The following is a 21,545-nucleotide window of genomic DNA, read 5'->3' as shown; positions in this document are numbered from 1 at the left end:
ATATATTGATTTTTGTGATTACACTGATGTTGTTTTTGGATTACACCGATTTTAGTTGTTGATTACGCTGATGCTTTTATTGAGAAAACCGGTTTACTGAACTACCGGATACAACAAACCCCGGCGTTTCACCAGGGTTCGTATTTATTTTCAATAAAGATAGCGCTCGCGCTATTGGGTTATTGTTAAGCTACTTTTAACTTTTTAAGATCTGATTTCTCAAACTTTTCGCGTGCATAATCCAAATTAACGGTAAGTTCTTTCACATCCTTTTGTGATGGGAATTCGAACATCGCGTCTATCATTATTGCTTCGCAGATGGAACGAAGCCCCCTGGCTCCTAACTTAAATTCCATTGCTTTATCTACTATAAAATCAAGCACCTCATCCTCAACTTCAAGCTTCACTCCTTCGTACTCAAACAACTTTTTGTACTGTTTAAGCAGCGAGTTCTTAGGCTCGGTAAGTATGTTGTGCAGGGCATCACGATCAAGCGGGTTTAGGTATGTTAATACCGGCAAACGGCCGATCAACTCAGGTATCAGCCCGAATGATTTTAAATCCTGCGGGGTGATGTATTTATAAAGGTTTTTAAGATCAACCTCAGCGTCATCATGGTTAAACTTGTAACCAACAGTTTGGGTACGTAAACGGCCTGCTATTTTGCGCTCAATGCCATCAAAAGCACCACCGCAAATAAACAAGATGTTGCTGGTGTTAACCGTGATCATTTTCTGATCGGGGTGTTTACGGCCACCTTGAGGTGGTACGTTAACCATCGTACCTTCTAATATTTTTAAAAGCGCTTGCTGTACACCCTCACCGGAAACGTCGCGGGTGATGGATGCATTATCGCTCTTGCGTGCAATCTTGTCAACCTCGTCAATGTAAACTATTCCACGTTCCGCGGCAGCTACATCATAATCAGCGGCTTGCAATAATCGGGTAAGTATACTCTCAACGTCTTCGCCTACATAACCGGCTTCGGTTAATACGGTAGCATCGCATATGCAAAAAGGCACATTTAACACCTTCGCAAGGGTTTTTGCTAATAAGGTTTTGCCGGTACCGGTTTCGCCCACCATAATGATGTTTGATTTTTCAATCTCCACCTCGTCCTTATCAACACGTTGGTTAAGGCGTTTGTAGTGATTATATACCGCCACCGAAAGTATTTTTTTGGCATCATCCTGACCGATGATATACTGATCAAGATGGGTTTTGATCTCGCCCGGCTTTAGTACCGAGGGAGTTGAAGGTGAGCTTTTAACTTTACGAACTTTAAGTTCTTCAGCTAAAATCTCGTTAGCCTGGTTTACGCACTTATCGCAAATATGCGCGTCTAAACCGGCTATGAGCATCAGGCTATCCTGCTTACCTGCACCACAAAACGAACACCTGATCTCCTTGCTGTTTTTAGTCATTGCTTTTTGCTTTGATTAAATTGGACAAATTTACTAAAAATAATCCAGTTTGTACAACATTAACGGCGCGTTGCCTTTTTAGTTTTAGCAACACGCCGCTAACTGCTTATTTTTTAGGATTATTGCCACGCAATACCTCATCAACCATACCAAATTCTTTCGCTTCTTCAGCAATCATCCAGTGGTCACGGTCAGATGCGTCCCAAACTTTCTCGAAAGATGAACCGCTGTGATCGGCAATGATCTGGTATAGTTCTTTTTTCAGCTTAGTGATCTCGTGGTAAGTGATCTCAATGTCAGATTGCTGACCTTGTGCACCGCCTGATGGCTGGTGGATCATCACCCTTGAATGTGGTAACGCCGCGCGCTTGCCTTTAGTACCTGCGCACAATAATACAGCCCCCATTGAAGCGGCCATACCGGTACAAATGGTTGCTACATCGTTTGAGATAAACTGCATAGTATCATAAATACCCAAACCGGCATAAACCGAACCACCTGGTGAGTTGATATAGATCTGAATATCACGCTTGCTATCTGCTGATTGCAGGAATAGCAACTGTGCTTGTATAATATTGGCAATGCTGTCATATATAGCATCACCTAAAAAGATGATACGGTCCATCATCAAACGCGAGAAAACGTCCATTTGCGCTACGTTAAGCTGGCGCTCTTCAATAATATATGGTGTCATGCCGGTTGGCAGGTGAGCCCTGTCAACATTTGCCATAAATTTATCTACGTGCAGGCTGTTAATGCGGTGGTGCTTAACAGCATATTTTCTGAATTCGTCTCTGTCGATATTACTGCTCATTGTATTAATTGTTTTTTAGGTTGGGCGTTGTTGCCCGTGTTAAATATATACTTTTTACTTGAATACTATTTTGGGTCTAAGGTTTTCAAAAAGTAAAAATATTTGGTGTGATTAACCTTCCCCTGCTACGAGAAGAGTGGGAGATAGTTTACATAAACTACCAATGTCTGATCGCTAACCTCCAACCGCTACCTTGTAAAACACAAAAGCAACTTTATTCAAGTTGCTTTTGGTGAATATTATATAGAAGCTATCGATTAGTTTGCCAGCTTGGTAAACTCGTTGTAAGCAATCTCTTTTTGATCGAGGGTGATAATGCTCTTAATGTACTCAAATACTTTAAGCGCTTTAACCTCTTCAAAAGTGCGGTTAGCATTCTCTTTGTTTTGCAGGTACTGTACAGTGTACTGGCCTAATTGCTCATCCGTTAAAGGCTGAGGGCTGTACATTCTGAACTGTGCATCCAAACGTTGTTTAGCGGCTTCAAAAACTTCCTCGTACTTAATCTCGATGTTGTTCTCAACGATGATCTTGTTAGCGATCAGCGTCCATTTCAGGTTTTTAGAGAACTCGGCATAACCTTCTTCAAGCTCTTGGTCGCTCAGTTTTTCGTTGGTAACTTTTAACCAGCGTTTTAAAAACTCGTCAGGCAGCGGGAAATCAACTTTACCGGTAGCATAGTTGTAAATCTCGTCCTGCAGTTTACGCTCGCTGTCTTGCTGCATCATAGCCTCAAGCTCTTCAGTTATCTTAGCTTTAAACTCCTCTTCGGTAGTTACAGTACCTTCACCAAATAATTTATCAAAGAACTCCTGGTTCAGATCGCTTTCCTCTAAACGGTTAACATTTTTAACAGTTAAACGGAAGTTTGATTTAAGGTCGGCAGCAGTTTCCTCGTCTATTTTTAACAGACCGGCAATTTTAGCCGCGTCGCCATCATAAGCTTTCTGAATATCAAACTCAACGGTATCGTCTTTTTTCAAACCTATTAATGATGCTTTAATAGCATCATCTTTAACCTGATCTAAACGAACCGATACAGTTTCGTTGATGCCATCTTCAAAAACAGAGCCATCCGGAGAAAGCTGCTCTAATTGCGAGTAAAGCACATCATCATCTGCCGATACGTCAGGATTTGTCATTTTGCCATAGCTACGACGGATGTTTTTAGTACGCGACGCTAATGTTTCGTCATCTACTTTGATTACATACTGGGTAACTTTATCTTTTGATGTGAACTCCAGGTCAAACTCCGGTGCTAAACCAATCTCGTAGTTAAACTCAAAGGTGTCGGCAAAATCCCAGTTGTACTCTTTGTTATCATCAGGCTTTGGCAGTGGCTGGCCTAATATGTTCAGCTTTTGCTCGTCAATGTAATTGTTCAGTGTATCTGATAACAGGTTGTTGATCTCATCAACCAAAATGCTTTTGCCATACATCTTTTTGATATGACCGGCAGGCACCATACCCGGACGGAAACCCGGAAGTTTGGCTTTTTTAGCGTGGTCTTTAATGGCTTTGTCAACACGCGGAGCATAATCTTCCGGTGCAAGGTTAATTTTAAGAACTGAGTTCAGGTTATCAACTTTTTCCTGTGTAATATTCATCTTCTGCGGATATTTAAATTTAAACAGGGCACAGCATTGCCGTACCGTATTTTGAGGCGCAAAAGTATAAATTTTATTTTAATTTATTTAGCTTCAATTGAGTTGGCCTGAAATTTTACTACCGGGTTTTGCACAGGCTTAATGGTTTGCAGGTAAGCATACATGGCTTCAAGGTCGGTTACTTTCATGCTGCCATACTTCCACCAGGGCATTATGGTTTGAAATTCGCCTGGCTTTACGGCTGTAGCGCGCATAGTACTATCTGCATACATACTGAAACGGTTTACAAAGTCCTGTTTTGTCCACCGGCCAATACCGCTTTCTTTATCGGGCGTTATGTTTGATGATTTAAGCGTTGCCCCGGGCAGGTTAAATGTTTTGCCCCCTGCAAACTCAAGCCCGGCTATCAGCTCACCCTTATCATCCTGACTATGGCAATCGCGGCAGGCAGCTATCTGCACCAAGTACTCGCCGTATTTAAGTGTGTCGCTCTCCGGCGGGCGTTTATTAAGGGTTGCCGGTTGTGGCATAGTGTTTACAATAAAGTTTAAGGGGAAATCGAGCTGATGAGCCGGATAATTTTTGCCGTCAGCCTTCAGCGTGCGCATATACGCTATGATGGCGTAAACATCTTCCCTATCCATTTTTGAATAGTATTGCCATGGCATAATCGGGAATATGGCCGAACCATCCTTTTTTACCCCGGTGGTAATGGCTCTGAATATTTCGCCGTCCGTCCAGCTTTTTAAATTGAGCGGTGTGATATTAGGCACATATACCAATCCGGGAAAACCGATGCTTTTATCAAATTTATCTCCGCCTACGCCGATGTGCGCAGTGTCAATTGGCCCGGCAAACTTGCTGAAATCTCGTGTTGAATGGCAATCAACGCATACGGCTACATGATTAGCCAAGTATTTGCCGCGCTCAATACGTTGCGGGGTAAGTTCTACGGTTATGTTTTCGGGTTTGCCTACGTCTGGCAGTGCATAATTAACGTAAGATAGCCCTGCTATAGCTATCATTACAACTAAAATCAGGATAATAGCTATCCATTTGGTTAACTTTTTCATTGTGTGGTTTGGTTGATTATTTTGAGTTTTTTACTTAGACGCAGTCAGGCACTCAAATGCTACAAGCTACGTAAAATTTTATTAACCAACAACATAGCCATAAACAACAAAACCCGCCGGGCGGGCGGGTTTTACTAATAAAAAGGCTGCTTAATCTATTTTTTTAATGGATGATGATCCGGTTTCTTTTTTCTCTACTGTGGTCGGATTGCCGCGGTATTCAATTGATGAAGCGCCGGTGGTTTTCACGATAAGCGATTTAAGTACATTAATTTTATAATCGCCGGCTCCGGTAGTTTCAATATTATAACTGCCTACCACAAAATCGAGCGCGCTAACTTTGCTGCTACCTTTCAGGTCAACGGTGTTTGATGCCGCTTGTCCTTTAAGCTTGATCTCAGTAGCGCCGCTGCCCTCGGTACGTACATTGGCGGCGCTCAGGTCAAGGTCGGTGCGGCCGGCACCCGAAAGGTCAATGTAAAAATCCTTTACATTCAGCTTGCCCTCACTGTTGAAAGTTATAGCACCTGACCCTTTAATTTCTTCGAGATTTTTAACGCCGATGGTTACCACGGCATCATTGCTTGCACAGATATTCTTTTTAGTTGATATTACCAGTTTACCGCCGCTAACGTCAGTTTTTACATATTCAAGCAAGTTATCATCAATGCTCAGTCCTACATTAAGCGAGCTATCCTGCTTTAAGATTACTTTAAAGCCGCCGTTTACTTCAAGCTTGGTAAAATCAGCTACTTTACGGTTATCGGTAACAATTGTTCCCGATCCTTTTTTACACTTCATTTTACATGATGAAAACGAAAGCGTTGCCGCAGCGGCGATTGCGATAGTATAGATTATTTTTTTCATGATCGGCTTTGAGTTGTTTATTGATTTGGGACGTTTATTATTAGCGTGAAGTTACACTTTAAAAATCAGAAAAGCCATCAATTGTAATGATGGCCTTTCCTTTAATATATGTTGAACTTTTGCAAAAGTGCGGGTTAAAGAGCGGCAAGCTCGTTCTTGGCTATAGTGTATTTTTCAGCGTTTTTTACAACCTGGCCTTTACCCATGGCAACCAGCTTACCGTAGTTTACACTTGTTGAGCCACCGTAGTTGATAGCGTAATCAGTAACGCTACCGGTTAAGTCGGCTTTGGCGTTATCGTTCACTTTTACATCAGCGCTGTATGAGTCGATGTCCAATTGTGCGGTCGCTTTATTGTTTAAGGTAACGTTAAGGTTGATGGCTGATAAGGTACCGAATGATTTTACGGTAGCATTATCATAAGCGGTAATTGAGCGAAGATCATTTGCTGATACCCAAACAACCAGTTTTTTGGCTGAGTATGATGAGATGCGTAATACACCGTTATTATTTTGCACAAGAGCGCTTTCAGTATAGTAGCGGTTGTAAACCTTTACCCTGTCGTTAACGCTGTTTGATACATACAGTTCAACGTTACCGCGAACCTCAATTTTGTTAATATTCTTTACGTCGCTTAATACGGTGGCGGCGTTGTCGTTAAATTTATCAGCAGTGGCAGCGTTTACTGAACCGAAAGCTAATGAACAGATAGTGGCGATGGTGATTATAGTAGTTTTCATGACTTTATGATTTTGATTGTGAATTATTTATGTTATCTTTTTAAATACATCTATAAGACACCCGCACCCACCCCAACGTTACAGCAGAATAGCCTCAAATAGGCGTAACCGGGGTAAACCTCGGTGAACGGTCAAAATGTGTCGGTGAAAACAAGAAAGTGTAGACAATACACTTACCAAAATTAACGCAATAGAGGTCTTATTTGATCTATGGAACCTGTTTATGAAGTAAACCTCATAATTAAAGTTGACAAGATCAACAATGAGATTATGCTATATGGAAACGGCGCGAAACTATTTCCCGGAGTTAGCCTGGCTTCCGCCAAAGCCAGTGTTGGGCAGATAATCAACCGGCAGCAAATCGCCAATGCGTTGGCGTGCCCAGAAACCTTCAACTCGTAAGCTAAACGGATTGGCTATCATACCGTTTCTGTCAAAAAAAGTTTTCTCGTTCATGGTGAGTGTGGTTGCCATTTTTTGCATTTCGGCAGTTGGGGTAAAATTACTTTCTGACGAGAACACGCCAATTTCATTTTTAAATACAATTTGAGCAGGAACCCTTTTTATATAAGTAACATATAAGGAGTTGGTATACGCGCAAGTATCGCAGCTATATTCATATTTTTCACTCATACCTGGTATTTTAATATACTTCCAGTTTTTAAGGTAGTTTTTATCGCTAATTTTTAGCGCATATAGCCCACGTTGATCAGTTAGCTGAACAATGTCAGCGGCGGTTAATCGCGTGGTATCCATCACCTGAATATACCGGGGTATTTTTAACATTCTGATCCAGTAATTGATAGAATCCCTTGCGCTGCCGCTTCGTTTATCGTTATAGTAACGAATGCCCGCCCTGATCAAACTATCGGGCGGCCTGCGAGGGTTTAGTGTACGGGTCATAGTCATCACAAAAAAGCCGGGGTCGCCGGCCATGTTGATGGAGTTACCTAACAAAGATCTAAAGAAGTGCTGAGAGGAGCCGTTATAGGCTTCGAGCCGGTTGGCATACCATTGGCGCTGCTGTTCCTCGGTGCCTTTCATTTCTTCAAACAGCACATAGCCAACGTAGTTAATAGTACCCCCGTTCTCGTCACGTTCAAAATCCTCAACCAGGTATTTTACGTTATAACCGAGCAATCTGTTTTCAATCTGCATAAAATCCGAGGTATAGCCTGTTAGCTTAGCTGTAGCTTTTTCATAACTTAACTCGATCACCTTTGGATTGGTTATCCGGCAGTTCAATCCGAATTTCGATGAACCCAGTATTTCTCGCTTAAACATCTCAAGGTATCTGTTATCAACACGTCGCAATTTAGTTATCCTTACCTCATTCAATTCAAATTTACGCTCACTGATGGCTATTGGCGTCAGGGTTATGTTCGAGGTTACAGAAACAGAAGTTTTTTGAGTTTTGAAACCTACTACTGAAATTATGAGATCATACTGCCCGGCCTGCACGTTGTAAACAACAAAATTGCCTTGCGCATCGGTTTTGGTACCATAACTGGTATTATTAATAAAGACGGTGGCGCTTTCCACCGGCTTTTTATCGGCCATATTTATCACTTTGCCGGTTATGGTAAACTGTGCTGAGGCAACAATTGACGAAAGCAACAAACATAAACTGAGCAGGTATCTCTTCATATCAAAATGTGCAGACGTAAATTCTTTTGCATTAATTGGTGCTGGCTACCGTGTGTATACCACCATTGCCGGTGTTAGGTAAATAATCAATGGGCAACAAATCGCCTAACCGCAGCCGTGCCCAATATTTTTCCATCTTTAAATTCATAGGATCTAACAACACTCCATTACTATTAAATAACATGTTACCATCCACCGGTACTATCAGGCTTGCTTTTTCTTCCATTTCCGGCTTGATTATAAAGCTTCGCCCGGTACTACCCTGAGCGCGTGGCGGGCTAAAAAATGGTTTTTTAATGTAAGTTATATATAGCATATTTTGATACTTGCACGTATCAAAATTAAACCGTTGCGTTACTTTTACGCCCGGAACATTTATATGCTCCCATTTTTTTAGATAGTTAGTATCGCTGATGCGTAAAGCGTAAACACCCGGCTGATCGGTAAATCGCAATACTTGTTCGGCTTGTAATCTCGCTGTATCAATTACTTCTACAAAGCGCGGTATTTTCGCCTGATTTTGCCAGTAGTATAATGAATCGCGGTTACTTATTCCACTTTTGTTAGCATAGTACCGCACATGAGCGTTAACCACGCTATCGGGTAAATGATAAGGGTTTAAAGTTCGCGTTAGTGTACGTACTAAAAAGCCAGGCTCTCGTAATAAATTGATATTGTTACCTGCAACTGATCTGAAAAAGTGCTGCATCGAACCGGTGTAAGCTTCAATACGGTTAGCATACCATTCGGCTTTTTGCTTTTCAGAGCCATCCATTTCCTCAAACAACACATAGCCGATGTATGATAACAGCTCGGTATGCTCATTCCGCTCAAAATCCTCAACTAAATATTTCAGGCGATACCCCAGCGCGTTGTTTTGCACCACCATAAAATCTGATGTGTAAGCGCTTAACCGTTTCTCTTTACTGTCAAAATCAAGCTGAATAACTTTCGGATTATCGATGTGACAATCCTTTGCAAATTTTGACGTACCAAGTATTTCACGCTTGAACATTTCCAGATATTTGTTGGGAAGCTTTTTCGGCCTGCTTACAACTACTTCTTCCAGGTTTTGAACTCTTGGTTTAATATATATTGTCGATAGTTTTAAATCGGCATGCAGCGTAATTGGTGTTTTAACCGCTTTGAAACCAACCATTGATACAATTAGTTCATACTGGCCGGCTTGCACATTACGTATACTAAACTCCCCTTTCTTGTTGGTTTTACCGGCGTGGACGGTATTATTAATAAATACCGTGGCACTTTCTACGGGTGTATTATCCTCTGTGCTTATAACCTTGCCGGTTATTGTAAACTGGGCGAAAGCTATAATTGATGCAAACAGCAATAGCAAGGTTAGGCAGGTTGTTTTCATAAGTAAGGCTTATCTGAATTGGGCAAGAGTAAATATAAACATTGCCGGGAAAATAGCTATTAAGCAACAATAGAAAAAGCCACTGTTTGGTGGCTTTTTCTTGGTTAATCGCAATCTTGCGTACCAAATAAATAAGTTTCGGTATTGTTTACGGGCAGGTTAAGCATATCGCCGCCGCGGCCCATTTGCCACCAGAAACGCAGACGTGGCTTATCGCGGTTACCAATTTCGTTCATCGAGTCGGAGTCGTATAATCTGCCGTTCAACATTACATACTTTATGTTCTCGCTGTTACGGATATCCTCAAGCGGATTTTCATTAAGCACCACCAGGTCAGCCAGTTTACCAGGCTCCAATGATCCTATCTCTTTATCCATGCCTAAATATGATGCTCCGTTTATAGTTGCGCAACGCAAAGCCTGCAACGGCGACATGCCCCCCTGTGCCAACATCCACAGTTCCCAGTGCGCGCCTATGCCCTGCATTTGGCCGTGCGCACCCAAGTTTACCTTCGTGCCGCCATCGGCTAAGTACTTGGTTGCCTTTGCTACGTCAATATGCCCATAATCGCCATACTCTGATGTGGTGCGCCTGCGCGAGCGCGCATCAACCATTGATGGCGGCGTAAATGATATCAGTCGGTCATTCTTCCACACCTCCGTACGGTCATACCAAAAATTCTCACCAAACTGGGTACCGTAGCTTACTATCAGCGTTGGTGTGTAACCTACTTTGGTGGCGTTCCATAAGCTGCGCACGTCTTTGTAAACCGGGTAAACAGGTATGTTATGCTCAATGCCGGTGTGGCCATCAATTACCTGCGTCATATTGGTAAAAAATGTTGAGCCGCCTTCCGGCACCACTTCCATTTGCAGCTCGCGGGCAGCCTCAATTATCTGCTGCCGCTGCTCGCGGCGTGGCTGGTTATAGCTTTTTACAGAGAATGCACCCACTGCCTTTAGCCTGCGGAGGGTTGAGCGGGCATCGTCCAAACTGTTAATTACGGCTTTAAAATCGCCATCGGCACCATATAAGATGGTTCCGGTTGAGTACACCCTTGGCCCCACCATCAATCCTGCCCGTAGCATCTCGTTCTGGCTAAATACCATCTCCGTATTGCTCGATGGATCATGCGAGGTAGTTACGCCGAAGGCCAGGTTGGCGTAATAGCTCCAATCCTGCTGTGGTGTTACCCCGTCAGGGCTGGTATGTAAATGCGCGTGCACGTCAACTAAACCCGGAATTATAGTTTTGCCATCCATATCGTACACCTTGGCATCAGCAGGCACTTCAACGTCTGCAGTTTTACCAATGGCGGCTATCTTGTTATTCACCACCACTATGTTGCCTTTTGTAATTACTTCCTCGCCCTTCATGGTGATGATGCGCGCATTTGTAAATGCGATCTTTCCGGTTGGGGCATCACCTTTTAGTTTAAGGCCGATATCGGCAGTGGCATTGGTGTCAATAGCAGGTGCCTTATCAGGATTAGCATCAGTGAACGGGAACGCTGTTTTAATGTCTCGTGCGTAATATTTAGGGCCAAGCGTCCACATCAGTTTCTGGCTGTCCTTACTCCAATGCAGGTAAGTGCCGGCATCACGGGTTAATTTGTTTAAAGGCAAAGCCCGGCTACCCGCCGATAGATCCTGCGGGTTACCCGCCTGCGTCATCGGCGTAATGTAGCAGTTATATAGTTCGGTAAAGGCCATCCACTTGCCATCAGGGCTGGGGCAAAACTGTGTTGCATAGGTCGATGTATATAAGGTATGCCTGTTACCGCCAAACAAGTCCATCACCTTGAAAGCTTTTTTACCGTCCTCACTGCTTTGATAATAAATTCTGGAATCGTCAGCCGAGAACTGCGGGCGGATACCGTTATCCAGCACCAATCGTGGTGTGCCACCCGCTACTGCCAATACATATATACCCGGATTGGTACCAAAGGCATACCCCAAATCCTGGTTACCTTCGCCTTTACGGTACACAATTACATCGCCCTTGTTGTTAAATTTTGGCGAATAATAAAAGCCTTTATCTATGGTTAGGCGCGTTACCGTTTTGGTAACCAAATCAATTTTGTTGATGCCGCCTTTCAGTTCGTCCGTCCAGCTTACATAAACCAAAGTTTTTCCATCGGGGCTAAAGCTTGGCTCATACTCCAGATCGGCAGTGTTGGTTATGCGCTGTGGTTTGCCGTTAGGCAACTCCTTTATGTAAATATGCCCGGCAGCATTGAACGCGACCAGTTTACCATCAGGCGAAGTTGTAAGCTGACGTATCATTTTTACCGTAAATTCATCCTGAAAAACCTTTTGCTGAAAGTGTAATGATTCAGACACGATTTGCTGCGTGGTTACTTCAAACGGTATCTGCACGGCATTTAGCGAGGTAATATCCAGGTTCCATATCTTGCCTTTGGCGTAAAGTACAATATTCTTGCTATCGGGCGTAAAGCTAAAGCTTGGGTAAACGCCAAAAATGGCCCATGTTTCCTGCTGATCGTGTGAGAGGCTGTCGTACACCGGCCACTCCTCGCCTGTTTCCAGGTTGCGCAGGTATAGTACTGATTTTAACCGGATGCGCTTAACAAAGGCAAGCAACTTACCATCCGGCGATAGCTCCGGGCGGCAAGCGCCACCGGCATCACCGGTAACGGTTTCAATTTCGCCGGTTTGTCGGTTAAGGCGTTTAATGGCATAAATGCCCGGGTATGGGTCTTTATTATACTGAAAAAACGGACCCGGCGTAACATCTTCACTCCAGTAAACATATTTACCATCGGGCGATATTACAGGTTCACCTGCGTCCTGCTGATCATTTTTTCGGCTGGTAAGCTGCACGCCATCCCCACCTGTGCGGTAATATAACCACATCTCCCCGGCGCCTAACGAGCGGCTTCCGGTAAAATGCTTGCGGGCAACAAGGTAATTACCATCCGGTGACCATGACGCGTTGTTGAGCAGCCTGAAGTTCTCCTTAGTAATGGAGTGTTTATTGCTGCCGTCACTGTTCATTATCCATATATTGTCGCCCCCTTCCTTATCGCTGGTGAATGATATAAATTTACCGTCCGGGCTATAGCGCGGCTGCACTTCCCAGGCCCGGCCGCCTGCCAGTATAGTCGCCCTGCCACCGGTTATGGGCATGCTATAAATGTCGCCCAGCAAATCAAAAACAATAGTTTTGCCATCCGGACTAACATCGAGGTTCATCCAGGTACCTTCGTCGGTTGTAATAGTTACTTTTTTTGATTGGCCCGAGGTGTTTTCAACGTTCCATTTTTGCGCACTGGCCGACAGCGAAAAAACGGCAAATAAAAGGATGGGGTAAACTTTTTTCATGAACTCAAATTATTACAGCGACGAATTTAATTATATTGAAACACTTTACAGTTTTAGCTTTGCCACTTTTGCATGACAATCCATAGCATATTACAACAATACTGGAAACACGATACATTTCGGCCGCTGCAAGAGGATATCATCAACTCGGTATTGGCCGGAAATGATACGCTGGCTTTGCTGCCCACGGGTGGTGGCAAATCGGTGTGCTTCCAGGTACCTGCCATGGCTATGGAGGGCATCTGCATTGTGGTATCGCCGCTTATAGCGCTGATGAAGGACCAGGTAGAGAACCTGAAAGCCAAGGGCATTGAGGCGGTGGCCATTGTATCCGGTATGGGTAAACGGGAAATCGATATCGCGTTGGATAACTGTATTTATGGCCGGGTAAAGTTCCTGTACCTCTCGCCCGAGCGGTTGCTGTCTGAACTGGTGCGCGAGCGGGTATCGTACATGAAGGTGAACCTGATCGCTATCGACGAGGCGCACTGTATATCGCAATGGGGATATGACTTCCGCCCGCCCTACCTGCACATTGCCGATCTGCGAGATATAAAACCTGATGTACCGGTGCTCGCCCTCACAGCCACTGCTACTACTGATGTAAAGGAAGACATTAAGCAAAAGCTGCTGTTTAAGCCCGGTTGCAAGGTATTCCAGCAAAGTTTTGAGCGGGCAAACCTGAGCTATGTGGTACAACATACCGAGGATAAGCTGCGCAAAATGCTTAACGTTGCCAACGGCGTTAACGGCAGTGGCATTGTTTATGTTCGCAGCCGGAAGGAAACCGTTGAGCTTACCCGTTTTTTTATTGAAAATGGCATTTCCGCAGCTAACTACCATGCCGGCATGCCTATGGATCAGCGGGCTTTGCACCAGCAGGAATGGAAGGACAATCGTATACGCATTATTGTAGCCACCAGCGCATTCGGGATGGGTATTGATAAACCCGACGTAAGGTTCGTGATACACAAGGACGCACCAGAAAGCCTCGAGGCTTATTACCAGGAAGCTGGACGTGCCGGTCGCGATGGGCAAAAGGCGTACGGTGTATTGCTATACAACAATAACGACCGTTACAAGCAGGAACGAAAGTTCGAAACCAGCTTTCCGTCGGTTGATGAGATCAAGTTGGTATACCATCAATTGGCTAACCAATACCAGATCGCCTATGGCGCCGGTGCCGGCCTTAGCTTTGATTTTGATATAACCGATTTTTGCAAGCGCTTTAACCTCGATATTTTTAAAACCCTGAACGCCCTCAAATTTTTGGAGCAGGATGAATATATTTCCTTTAACGAGAGTGTTTACCTGCCATCCCGCTATCGTTTTATTGTAGATAACGCTACGCTTTATGGTTTCCAGGTGGCCAACCAGGGCTGGGATGCATTTATTAAAACACTGCTGCGCTCGTACGGTGGCTCGTTTGATAGTTATGTACGCATCAAGGAGTTTGACCTTGCGCGCCGTACCGGCATGAGCGTTCAACAAGTAATTGAAGGGCTAAAACAATTACAGGATTATAAGCTGATAAACTACCTGCAGCAAACCGACCAACCGCAGATCACTTACCTGAAACCACGTTTGCAAGCCAGCGAGCTATACATCAACCGTGCTTACATTGAGAAGCGTAAAGAAATATACCGCAATAAAGTTGAGGCGGTAATGGCTTATGCCACCCACCAAAAATGCCGCAGCCAGATGCTTTTAGGCTATTTTGATGAAGATGATGCCCGCAAATGTGGTGTTTGCGACGTATGCCTCGATGAAAAACGCAAGCGCGATAACGAAAACATCGGTGAGGTACTTGCCGATGAAATTTTGCAGTTGGTAAGCATCGAACCCTTAACCCTCAACACCCTGATATCATCCCTAAAAAAAGGGAATGACAACCAAAAGATAGGCGCCCTACGAGAACTGTTAGACTCGGGCCGTATAAAGGCCGACGGAGAACGGTATTATGTATAAACAAGAAAGCCTGCATGTGTGCAGGCTTTCTTGTTGTAATTATAGTTGATATTAACGTTGGTTAAGCTCAACATAGCTTCTGTCGGTTTCGCCAACATAAATTTGGCGTGGGCGGCCAATAGGCTCTTTGTTCTCTTTCATTTCTTTCCACTGCGCTATCCAACCCGGCAAGCGGCCAAGTGCGAATAATACAGTAAACATGTCTGTAGGGAAACCTAATGCGCGGTAGATGATGCCTGAGTAAAAATCCACATTCGGGTAAAGCTTACGCTCAACAAAATATGGGTCTTTAAGTGCTACTTCTTCCAATTTCTTGGCAATCTCCAGCACTTCATCATTCACACCTAATTTCTCCAGTATTTCGTCGCAGGCTTTTTTGATGATCTTGGCGCGTGGGTCAAAGTTTTTGTAAACGCGGTGGCCAAAGCCCATTAAACGGAAAGGGTCATTTTTGTCCTTAGCCTTGGCAATCCATTTATCGGTATCGCCGCCATCTTCCTGAATTTTTTCGAGCATCTCGATAACAGCCTGATTGGCGCCACCATGCAGCGGGCCCCAAAGCGCTGATATACCTGCAGAAATTGACGCGTAGATATTTGAATCAGATGAGCCTACAATACGTACGGTTGATGTTGAACAGTTTTGCTCATGATCGGCATGCAGAATAAGCAGCTTGTTCATGGCGCTTACAATTACCGGGTCAATCTCTACCTGCTCGGTACGCTGCCCGAAAGTCATGTGCAGGTAATTGGTAACGTAATCAAATTTATTTTGAGGATAGATGTACGGATGGCCCAGTGATTTTTTATAGATCCATGATACCAGGGTTGACATTTTGGCCAGCATTTTAACAATGCTCAGGTTAACTTCCTCAGTAGTTTGGTTTGACTTTAACGACTCCGGGTAAAAGGCCGACATGGCACATACCAGCGATGACAGCTGCCCCATCGGATGCGAACGCTGCGGAAAGCCATCGAAAAATTTCTTCATATCCTCATGCACCAGTGTGTGGCGGCTAAGCTGATATTGAAAATCATTTAACTGATCGGCAGTTGGCAGTGAGCCGTATATCAGTAAATAAGCAACTTCAATAAAGGTTGATTTTTCGGCAAGTTCTTCAATTGAATAACCGCGATATTTAAGTATACCTTTTTCCCCATCTAAAAAAGTAATGGCGCTTTTGGTGGCGCCAGTGTTTTTATAGCCTATATCAAGTGTTACATATCCGCTTTGATCGCGAAGCTTAGAAATATCGATTGCCTTCTCTCCTTCAGAGCCCGTAATAACCGGTAACTCGTGGGTATTTTCGCTTATAATTAGTTGTGCTATTTCTGCCATAGAAAAAAATGTAAGTGGAGCAAATGTAAATAAATCTGTGTATTATTATCGGCTACAAGGGTTTTGTAATGTAATTTTTATGTTTTTTTAACATACCTTACAAACCTTTATTTTATGTTTTTAGTTTAAATATTTTCGAAATATTAACTGGCAGATGTCTCTAAATAACAGGCTTGTATTATTGATACATAATGACAGGAGTATATACCGTCTCCTGCTGATTGCCTTGTGTATAGCGAGCCCCGCATTCCACTTTTTATGCCGGCAGGATTTTGCCGACCCGCTTGACCTTCGGTTACTTAACAGCGCAATATGCATTGGCACCATCGGCCTGTCGTTCATCAAAAATAAATACTATTTCAAAACTGGTTTATACGTTACCATAATCAGCCACCTGGCGTTAAACAATTACTGGTTACTATCGCATTCGCAGTTCAGCCCCATTTATATATTTGGCTCCCTGGTAATATTTATGGGGCTGGCTATTTTTTGTATAAAGCAATATGAGTTTATAGCCGTTACCGCACTTAACCTCGCGCTTGTTTTGAGTGCCTATATAATGTCGGTAACACCAGAGATTAGCATACCGTCGCTTATAGGCCTGCTTGCAACTTTTACTATAACGGGCTACATAGTTTTTATTGTACGCATGGTTTACCGGCTTAAGCTTAAAAAAGCTGTTGACTCACTTACTAAAACCAACGTTTCGTTAAAGCTAAGCGAACAAAAGCTGCGCGACAGTCGCAACCAGCTACATTCTCTTATCAACTCTATAAACGACATTGTTTTTGAAATTGACGAAAACCGCCAGGCTTTAAATATTTGGTACGACGAAAAAAAGCCGCTGCACTTTGACCCTAAAGTATTTTTTGATAATCGCATGGCGGATGTTGTGGATAGGGAAAAAAGCCAGCCACTATCCAATGCCATTGATTTTGTCATAAAAAATCGTGCAGCTACCTCTATCGAATTCCGGTCGATTTTTGGCGCCAATAAATGGTTCTCCGCAAAGATCAGCCCGGTGTATGACAGGCAGGCCAATTATACCGGCCGTATATCCATCGCTATAACGGACATAACCAATCAAAAAGATTACGAAACAGCACTGCAAACAAACCAAGAGTTGTTGCTTGAGGCGCAAACCATTGCCAAATTAGCTAACTGGTGGCATGATGATATCACAGGCGAAAGCCACTGGTCGCCGTACATGTTTACTATTTTTGAGATTGACGGCTTACCGGCCGATCTTTCTCACGAGCAATATTACTTGTCACGCGTTCATCCGGACGATTATGCGGCAACACAACATTTTATTCAAAACCTTGGCTTAAGCGATATACATACGTTTGAGCACAAAATCGTCACCGAAAAAGGTACGCTTAAGTATATCAAAATCATTCGTGGTGAGGTTAGCTATACTGATGATGGCCTGGTTAAACGCATATCAGGCGTTACGCAGGATATTACCGAAGTGCGCCTGTCTGAAAAATCGGCCAAGATAAGCCGTGCAGAATTAATTGAGGCGCAAACCATTGCTAAAATCGGCAACTGGAAATATGAGTTCGCAAGCAAAAGCTTTTCATGGTCTGACGAGATTTGCAACATTTATGATATACCGGAAAAGGAAATTCAACTGAAGAGCTTTGTAAGGGAGTTTTTTAAGCATGTGCATATTGATGACCGGCAACTGCTACATAACCTTTTAAAGAAACCGCTAAGCGCCATAGGCCGTTCATTTGAATACCGCATAATTTTACCTGACGGTGCAATCAAGCACATGAGCCTGATTATTGGCAAAGTAATGCGCCGCGATGGCATACTGCGCAAAATAATCGGCACCTTGCAGGACATAACAGAGCGCAAAAAGGCCGAGCTCGAATCGGAGCGCACGCGTAATAAGTATCGCCTGGTGTTGGAGAGCGTTAAGCTTGCCGCACTTACGGTGGATAATACCGGCAAAGTTACTTTTTGCAACGGCCACCTGGCCGGCATATTGGGGATGTCGCCCAATGAGGTTATCGGTCATGATTGGACAAACCGTTTTGTACCGGAGCAGTTCAGGCAAACACTTAACGGTTGGCTGCAAAACAACAGCTACGAAACGCACTACATAAACCCGGTAATTTGTAAGGATGGCAGCGAGGTAATTATGAGCTGGCAAAATACCATGAGCTTTGATGAGCATGGCAACCTGATTGAGATCACCTCCATTGGTGAAGATATTACGGATCGCCAAAAGGCCACACAGGAATTGATCTCCGCTAAAGAGGATGCCGAACGTTCATCTAAATTCCAGTCGGATTTCCTTTCTACCATGAGCCACGAGATTCGCACTCCGATGAATGCGGTGATTGGTATTACCAACCTGCTTTTGGCCGAAAGCCCTAAGCCCGAACAAATGGAATACCTGAACACCTTGAAATTCTCGGGCGACAACCTGCTGGCAATTATTAATGATATACTGGATTATAACAAGATAGAGGCCGGTAAATTTAACCTGATAAAGCAGCCGGTAAATCTCGCCAAACTTGCGCAAAATATATGGCAGTCGTTTTTGCCACGTGCAGACCAGCAACAGATAGAGCTTAAGTTAATCACCGACAGTTTGTTACCTGAACTTATCCAGGCTGATCCGGTACGGTTGAGCCAGATATTAAACAACCTGATCGGTAACAGTATTAAGTTTACTTATCAGGGCGGTGTTACCGTACAAATTGATAACGTTCCGCATGAAAATTCCAACATTACTGACATCATTTTTACCATAACGGATACAGGCATTGGCATAGCCCCCGAGAGTCTACCGGATATTTTTGATCCGTTTATACAGGATATGCACCACCAAAACACCATGGGCGGCACCGGGCTTGGACTGGCGATAACCAAGCGCCTGGTTAACTTGCATAACGGCACCATTGATGTAACCAGCACACTAAATAAAGGCACCAGGTTTATTATAAAAATACCTTTTGAGGTGATCGCTGTTAAAAACAATGATAACAGGCCAGAGAAAAAACATGAAAACCTATCGCACAACCTGAGTGATGTACGCATACTGGTTGTTGACGATAATAAAATGAACCTGCTGATAGCGTCAAAATTTCTCAGGAAATGGGGTGCCCAGGTTGACGAGGCAGATAACGGCCAAACAGCTGTTGAAAAGAGCGCCAACACCGCTTACAACATGATTATCATGGATTTACAGATGCCGGTAATGGATGGTTTCGAAGCTACACGTATCATTAAACAAACACACCCGCGTGTGCCTATTATAGCGCTTACGGCTGATGCTATGCCTGATACATACACAAAAGCGTTTGAGGCCGGAATGGATGATTATCTGACCAAACCATTCCTGCCTGAAACGCTTTTTGAAAAAGTATCAAAGCACCGTAATGTACACGGTACCATTTTATAAAATACTTAATTAAGTTCTTCCTTAACTTCGCCACACTCCAGCATGGCGTCGCCGTAATAAGGATTTTTTATCTCCTTAGCTTCTGAAAGCCAGTAGCCGCCTTTACCATCGTTAGCCATAGGGCAATAAGCTACAAACGCAGGCTTACCGGTTTTTATACCTTTAGCCAGCGTAATTACATCTTTGCTTAAAGTTAAGAACGCCTTACGCTGCTCGTCCACCTTATCTGTTGCGGCAATGGCGCCGGCTAAGGTAGCGGCTTCATCACAGCCCTTAACCTCAATAAGCTCCTGCTGTAATTTTTGAGCGCTCTTTTTGCTGGCTGCACCGTCTGATTTTACAAGGTCGTTCTTTAACGCGATGTATGAGTTAACTACTTCCGTTACATTGGCCTTATCGGGTAAGGTGGCATTAGCTGCAACAGCTGCGGTATCTTTTTCAGCTTGTTCGGTATTTTTTTTGGCAGGTTGATTACAGGCAGCGGCAAAAAACATAGCGGCTACAGCGGCATTTAAAAAAAGTTTTTTCATTTGATTAGCGTTTACAAGCCTTTAGTTTGATCGTATGGCATCCACCGGATTGAGCCGTGCTGCACTAAGCGCCGGAATTATTCCGGAGATAACGCCGATTGCCAACGAGCCCAAAACACCAATCAGTATGTTTTTAGTACCGATAACAATTTCAATATCTCCTATACCCTTTACAGCAAGCGATACCAGGTAAACCAGGAACAAACCTATTACCCCGCCTATCAGGCAAAGGGCCATGGCTTCAATTAAAAACTGCAATAATATGAAATAGTTTTTTGCCCCCAATGATTTCTGTATGCCGATGATATTGGTACGCTCCTTAACCGACACGAACATAATGTTGGCAATACCAAAGCCACCTACCAGTATAGAAAAACCGCCTATAAATAAACCTGCCAAATTGATCACGCCGAATAGCGAATCGAGCTGGTTAGATAATAACGTAGTTTTATTAAGGGCGAAGTTATCGTCTTTACCCGGCCCTATCCTGCGGATTGAGCGCATTACGCCTCTTAATTCGCTTTCCACCTCGCCTTCAGCTATGCCCTCTCTACCTTTAACAACAATCTGTGGCTGATATTTTTCCGATTTAATATCAATCAGGTTACGGGCAAAGTTAAGCGGCAGCAGCACTTCCTTATCTGCTGATATACCCAGCATGTCATCACCCTCTTTTTTGAAAACACCGATAACGGTAACATAACGGCCCATAATCTTGATCTTTTTGCTCATGGCATCTCCTGCCGGGAAAAGGTGACTAGCTATTTCATAACCAATAACCGTAACCGGCGCGCCGGAGCGCGACTCCATATCGGTAAAATAGCGGCCATTCTGATACTCGTAATTGTACACCTCGGCATGCTCGTGCGATACCGCATAAAGTACCGCTCCATCAATGGTATTGCTCTTATATTTAACCTTACGGCTGTCAATATATATCTCGAATGATACGGCGGCCGCGGTTTGACTGCGCTTTTTTAGCTCTTCATAGTCGTGCATGTTAGGTACGGGGCGCTGTATAAATTTCCACCAGGGGTAGTCGCCGCCGAACATCCAGGGCCACTTTTGGATGTATATACTATTGTTGCCCAGCTTATTCACGCTACTTTGTAAATTATTGCGCAAAGTATCTACCGCTGAGAATACAGCAATGATAGTAAAAATACCGATGGTTACACCCAGTAATGATAACAGGGTGCGCAGCTTGTTCTGCCTCAGGGCATCATAAGCAAACAAAAAGCTTTCGCGAAAAAGTTTTAAAAACAGCATAGTGGCTTCAATTGCTTTTTAGACATGAACATGCGCGTTTGGTTACAATAAATTTAATTTAATTGTGAACATTATGCACACAAAAGCAGCTAAATATCTGTTAAATATAACTAATAAAATTTTTCGTA

At 43.7% G+C, this 21,545-nt stretch carries 14 protein-coding genes; 2 read left to right on the top strand and 12 right to left on the bottom strand.

The window, feature by feature from the left end; all coding sequences use genetic code 11:
* Window positions 1-185: 185 nt before the first annotated feature.
* The 9 genes from clpX to LT679_RS02170 form a co-directional block, all read right to left on the bottom strand.
* Window positions 186-1,424 carry an ATP-dependent Clp protease ATP-binding subunit ClpX gene (gene clpX / locus LT679_RS02210; RefSeq protein WP_232175281.1) on the bottom strand — a complete coding sequence of 413 codons (1,239 nt, stop codon included), beginning with the start codon at window positions 1,422-1,424 and terminating at the stop codon, window positions 186-188.
* 106 nt (window positions 1,425-1,530) lie between these two features.
* Window positions 1,531-2,238 carry an ATP-dependent Clp endopeptidase proteolytic subunit ClpP gene (gene clpP / locus LT679_RS02205; protein WP_232175280.1) on the bottom strand — a complete coding sequence of 236 codons (708 nt, stop codon included), beginning with the start codon at window positions 2,236-2,238 and terminating at the stop codon, window positions 1,531-1,533.
* Between the two features lie 257 nt (window positions 2,239-2,495).
* A complete protein-coding gene (gene tig / locus LT679_RS02200; protein ID WP_232175279.1) occupies window positions 2,496-3,845 on the bottom strand; it encodes a trigger factor in 1,350 nt (449 codons plus the stop codon).
* Window positions 3,846-3,928: 83 nt separating this feature from the next.
* Window positions 3,929-4,918: a c-type cytochrome gene (locus tag LT679_RS02195; protein WP_232175278.1), complete on the bottom strand. Its 990-nt coding sequence runs from the start codon at window positions 4,916-4,918 to the stop codon at window positions 3,929-3,931.
* Between the two features lie 150 nt (window positions 4,919-5,068).
* Entirely contained in the window at window positions 5,069-5,785 is a 717-nt protein-coding gene (locus tag LT679_RS02190) for a head GIN domain-containing protein (protein ID WP_232175277.1), read from the bottom strand.
* Window positions 5,786-5,919: 134 nt separating this feature from the next.
* On the bottom strand, window positions 5,920-6,525 hold the full coding sequence (locus LT679_RS02185; protein WP_232175276.1) for a GIN domain-containing protein: 606 nt from the start codon (window positions 6,523-6,525) through the stop codon (window positions 5,920-5,922).
* Window positions 6,526-6,819: 294 nt separating this feature from the next.
* Window positions 6,820-8,172, bottom strand: coding sequence for a carboxypeptidase-like regulatory domain-containing protein (locus tag LT679_RS02180; RefSeq protein WP_232175275.1), 1,353 nt, complete (start codon window positions 8,170-8,172; stop codon window positions 6,820-6,822).
* Between the two features lie 31 nt (window positions 8,173-8,203).
* The gene (locus LT679_RS02175) at window positions 8,204-9,550 is read right to left on the bottom strand and encodes a carboxypeptidase-like regulatory domain-containing protein (protein WP_232175274.1); all 1,347 of its coding nucleotides are present in this window, start codon (window positions 9,548-9,550) and stop codon (window positions 8,204-8,206) included.
* A gap of 104 nt (window positions 9,551-9,654) precedes the next feature.
* Window positions 9,655-12,894: an amidohydrolase family protein gene (locus LT679_RS02170; protein ID WP_232175273.1), complete on the bottom strand. Its 3,240-nt coding sequence runs from the start codon at window positions 12,892-12,894 to the stop codon at window positions 9,655-9,657.
* A gap of 72 nt (window positions 12,895-12,966) precedes the next feature.
* Here LT679_RS02170 and LT679_RS02165 point away from each other — a divergent pair, with 72 nt between their 5' ends.
* The gene (locus tag LT679_RS02165; RefSeq protein ID WP_232175272.1) at window positions 12,967-14,862 is read left to right on the top strand and encodes a RecQ family ATP-dependent DNA helicase; all 1,896 of its coding nucleotides are present in this window, start codon (window positions 12,967-12,969) and stop codon (window positions 14,860-14,862) included.
* Between the two features lie 51 nt (window positions 14,863-14,913).
* Here the strand turns inward: LT679_RS02165 and LT679_RS02160 are convergent, their stop codons facing one another.
* Window positions 14,914-16,200: a citrate synthase gene (locus tag LT679_RS02160; protein WP_232175271.1), complete on the bottom strand. Its 1,287-nt coding sequence runs from the start codon at window positions 16,198-16,200 to the stop codon at window positions 14,914-14,916.
* A gap of 154 nt (window positions 16,201-16,354) precedes the next feature.
* On the opposite strand from LT679_RS02160, the gene LT679_RS02155 reads away from it, so the two are divergent.
* Complete coding sequence (locus LT679_RS02155) at window positions 16,355-19,618, top strand: PAS domain-containing hybrid sensor histidine kinase/response regulator (RefSeq protein WP_232175270.1); 3,264 nt, start codon at window positions 16,355-16,357, stop codon at window positions 19,616-19,618.
* Between the two features lie 5 nt (window positions 19,619-19,623).
* Here the strand turns inward: LT679_RS02155 and LT679_RS02150 are convergent, their stop codons facing one another.
* A complete protein-coding gene (locus LT679_RS02150; RefSeq protein ID WP_232175269.1) occupies window positions 19,624-20,148 on the bottom strand; it encodes a DUF3347 domain-containing protein in 525 nt (174 codons plus the stop codon).
* Between the two features lie 21 nt (window positions 20,149-20,169).
* A complete protein-coding gene (locus LT679_RS02145) occupies window positions 20,170-21,417 on the bottom strand; it encodes an ABC transporter permease (protein WP_232175268.1) in 1,248 nt (415 codons plus the stop codon).
* Window positions 21,418-21,545 lie beyond the last annotated feature (128 nt).

It is taken from the genome of Mucilaginibacter roseus, assembly GCF_021215455.1.
GTDB classification, from domain to species: Bacteria; Bacteroidota; Bacteroidia; order Sphingobacteriales; family Sphingobacteriaceae; genus Mucilaginibacter; species Mucilaginibacter roseus.
The sequence above is the reverse complement of the archived record's forward strand: the minus strand, read 5'-3'. Positions and strand labels throughout refer to the sequence as shown.

Coding starts and splice junctions, on each gene's coding strand:
- LT679_RS02195 (WP_232175278.1), bottom strand. CDS start 4,918: ATGAAAAAGTTAACCAAATGGATAGCTATTATCCTGATTTTAGTTGTA.
- clpX (WP_232175281.1), bottom strand. CDS start 1,424: ATGACTAAAAACAGCAAGGAGATCAGGTGTTCGTTTTGTGGTGCAGGT.
- clpP (WP_232175280.1), bottom strand. CDS start 2,238: ATGAGCAGTAATATCGACAGAGACGAATTCAGAAAATATGCTGTTAAG.
- LT679_RS02190 (WP_232175277.1), bottom strand. CDS start 5,785: ATGAAAAAAATAATCTATACTATCGCAATCGCCGCTGCGGCAACGCTT.
- LT679_RS02150 (WP_232175269.1), bottom strand. CDS start 20,148: ATGAAAAAACTTTTTTTAAATGCCGCTGTAGCCGCTATGTTTTTTGCC.
- tig (WP_232175279.1), bottom strand. CDS start 3,845: ATGAATATTACACAGGAAAAAGTTGATAACCTGAACTCAGTTCTTAAA.
- LT679_RS02180 (WP_232175275.1), bottom strand. CDS start 8,172: ATGAAGAGATACCTGCTCAGTTTATGTTTGTTGCTTTCGTCAATTGTT.
- LT679_RS02175 (WP_232175274.1), bottom strand. CDS start 9,550: ATGAAAACAACCTGCCTAACCTTGCTATTGCTGTTTGCATCAATTATA.
- LT679_RS02165 (WP_232175272.1), top strand. CDS start 12,967: ATGACAATCCATAGCATATTACAACAATACTGGAAACACGATACATTT.
- LT679_RS02155 (WP_232175270.1), top strand. CDS start 16,355: ATGTCTCTAAATAACAGGCTTGTATTATTGATACATAATGACAGGAGT.
- LT679_RS02145 (WP_232175268.1), bottom strand. CDS start 21,417: ATGCTGTTTTTAAAACTTTTTCGCGAAAGCTTTTTGTTTGCTTATGAT.
- LT679_RS02185 (WP_232175276.1), bottom strand. CDS start 6,525: ATGAAAACTACTATAATCACCATCGCCACTATCTGTTCATTAGCTTTC.
- LT679_RS02170 (WP_232175273.1), bottom strand. CDS start 12,894: ATGAAAAAAGTTTACCCCATCCTTTTATTTGCCGTTTTTTCGCTGTCG.
- LT679_RS02160 (WP_232175271.1), bottom strand. CDS start 16,200: ATGGCAGAAATAGCACAACTAATTATAAGCGAAAATACCCACGAGTTA.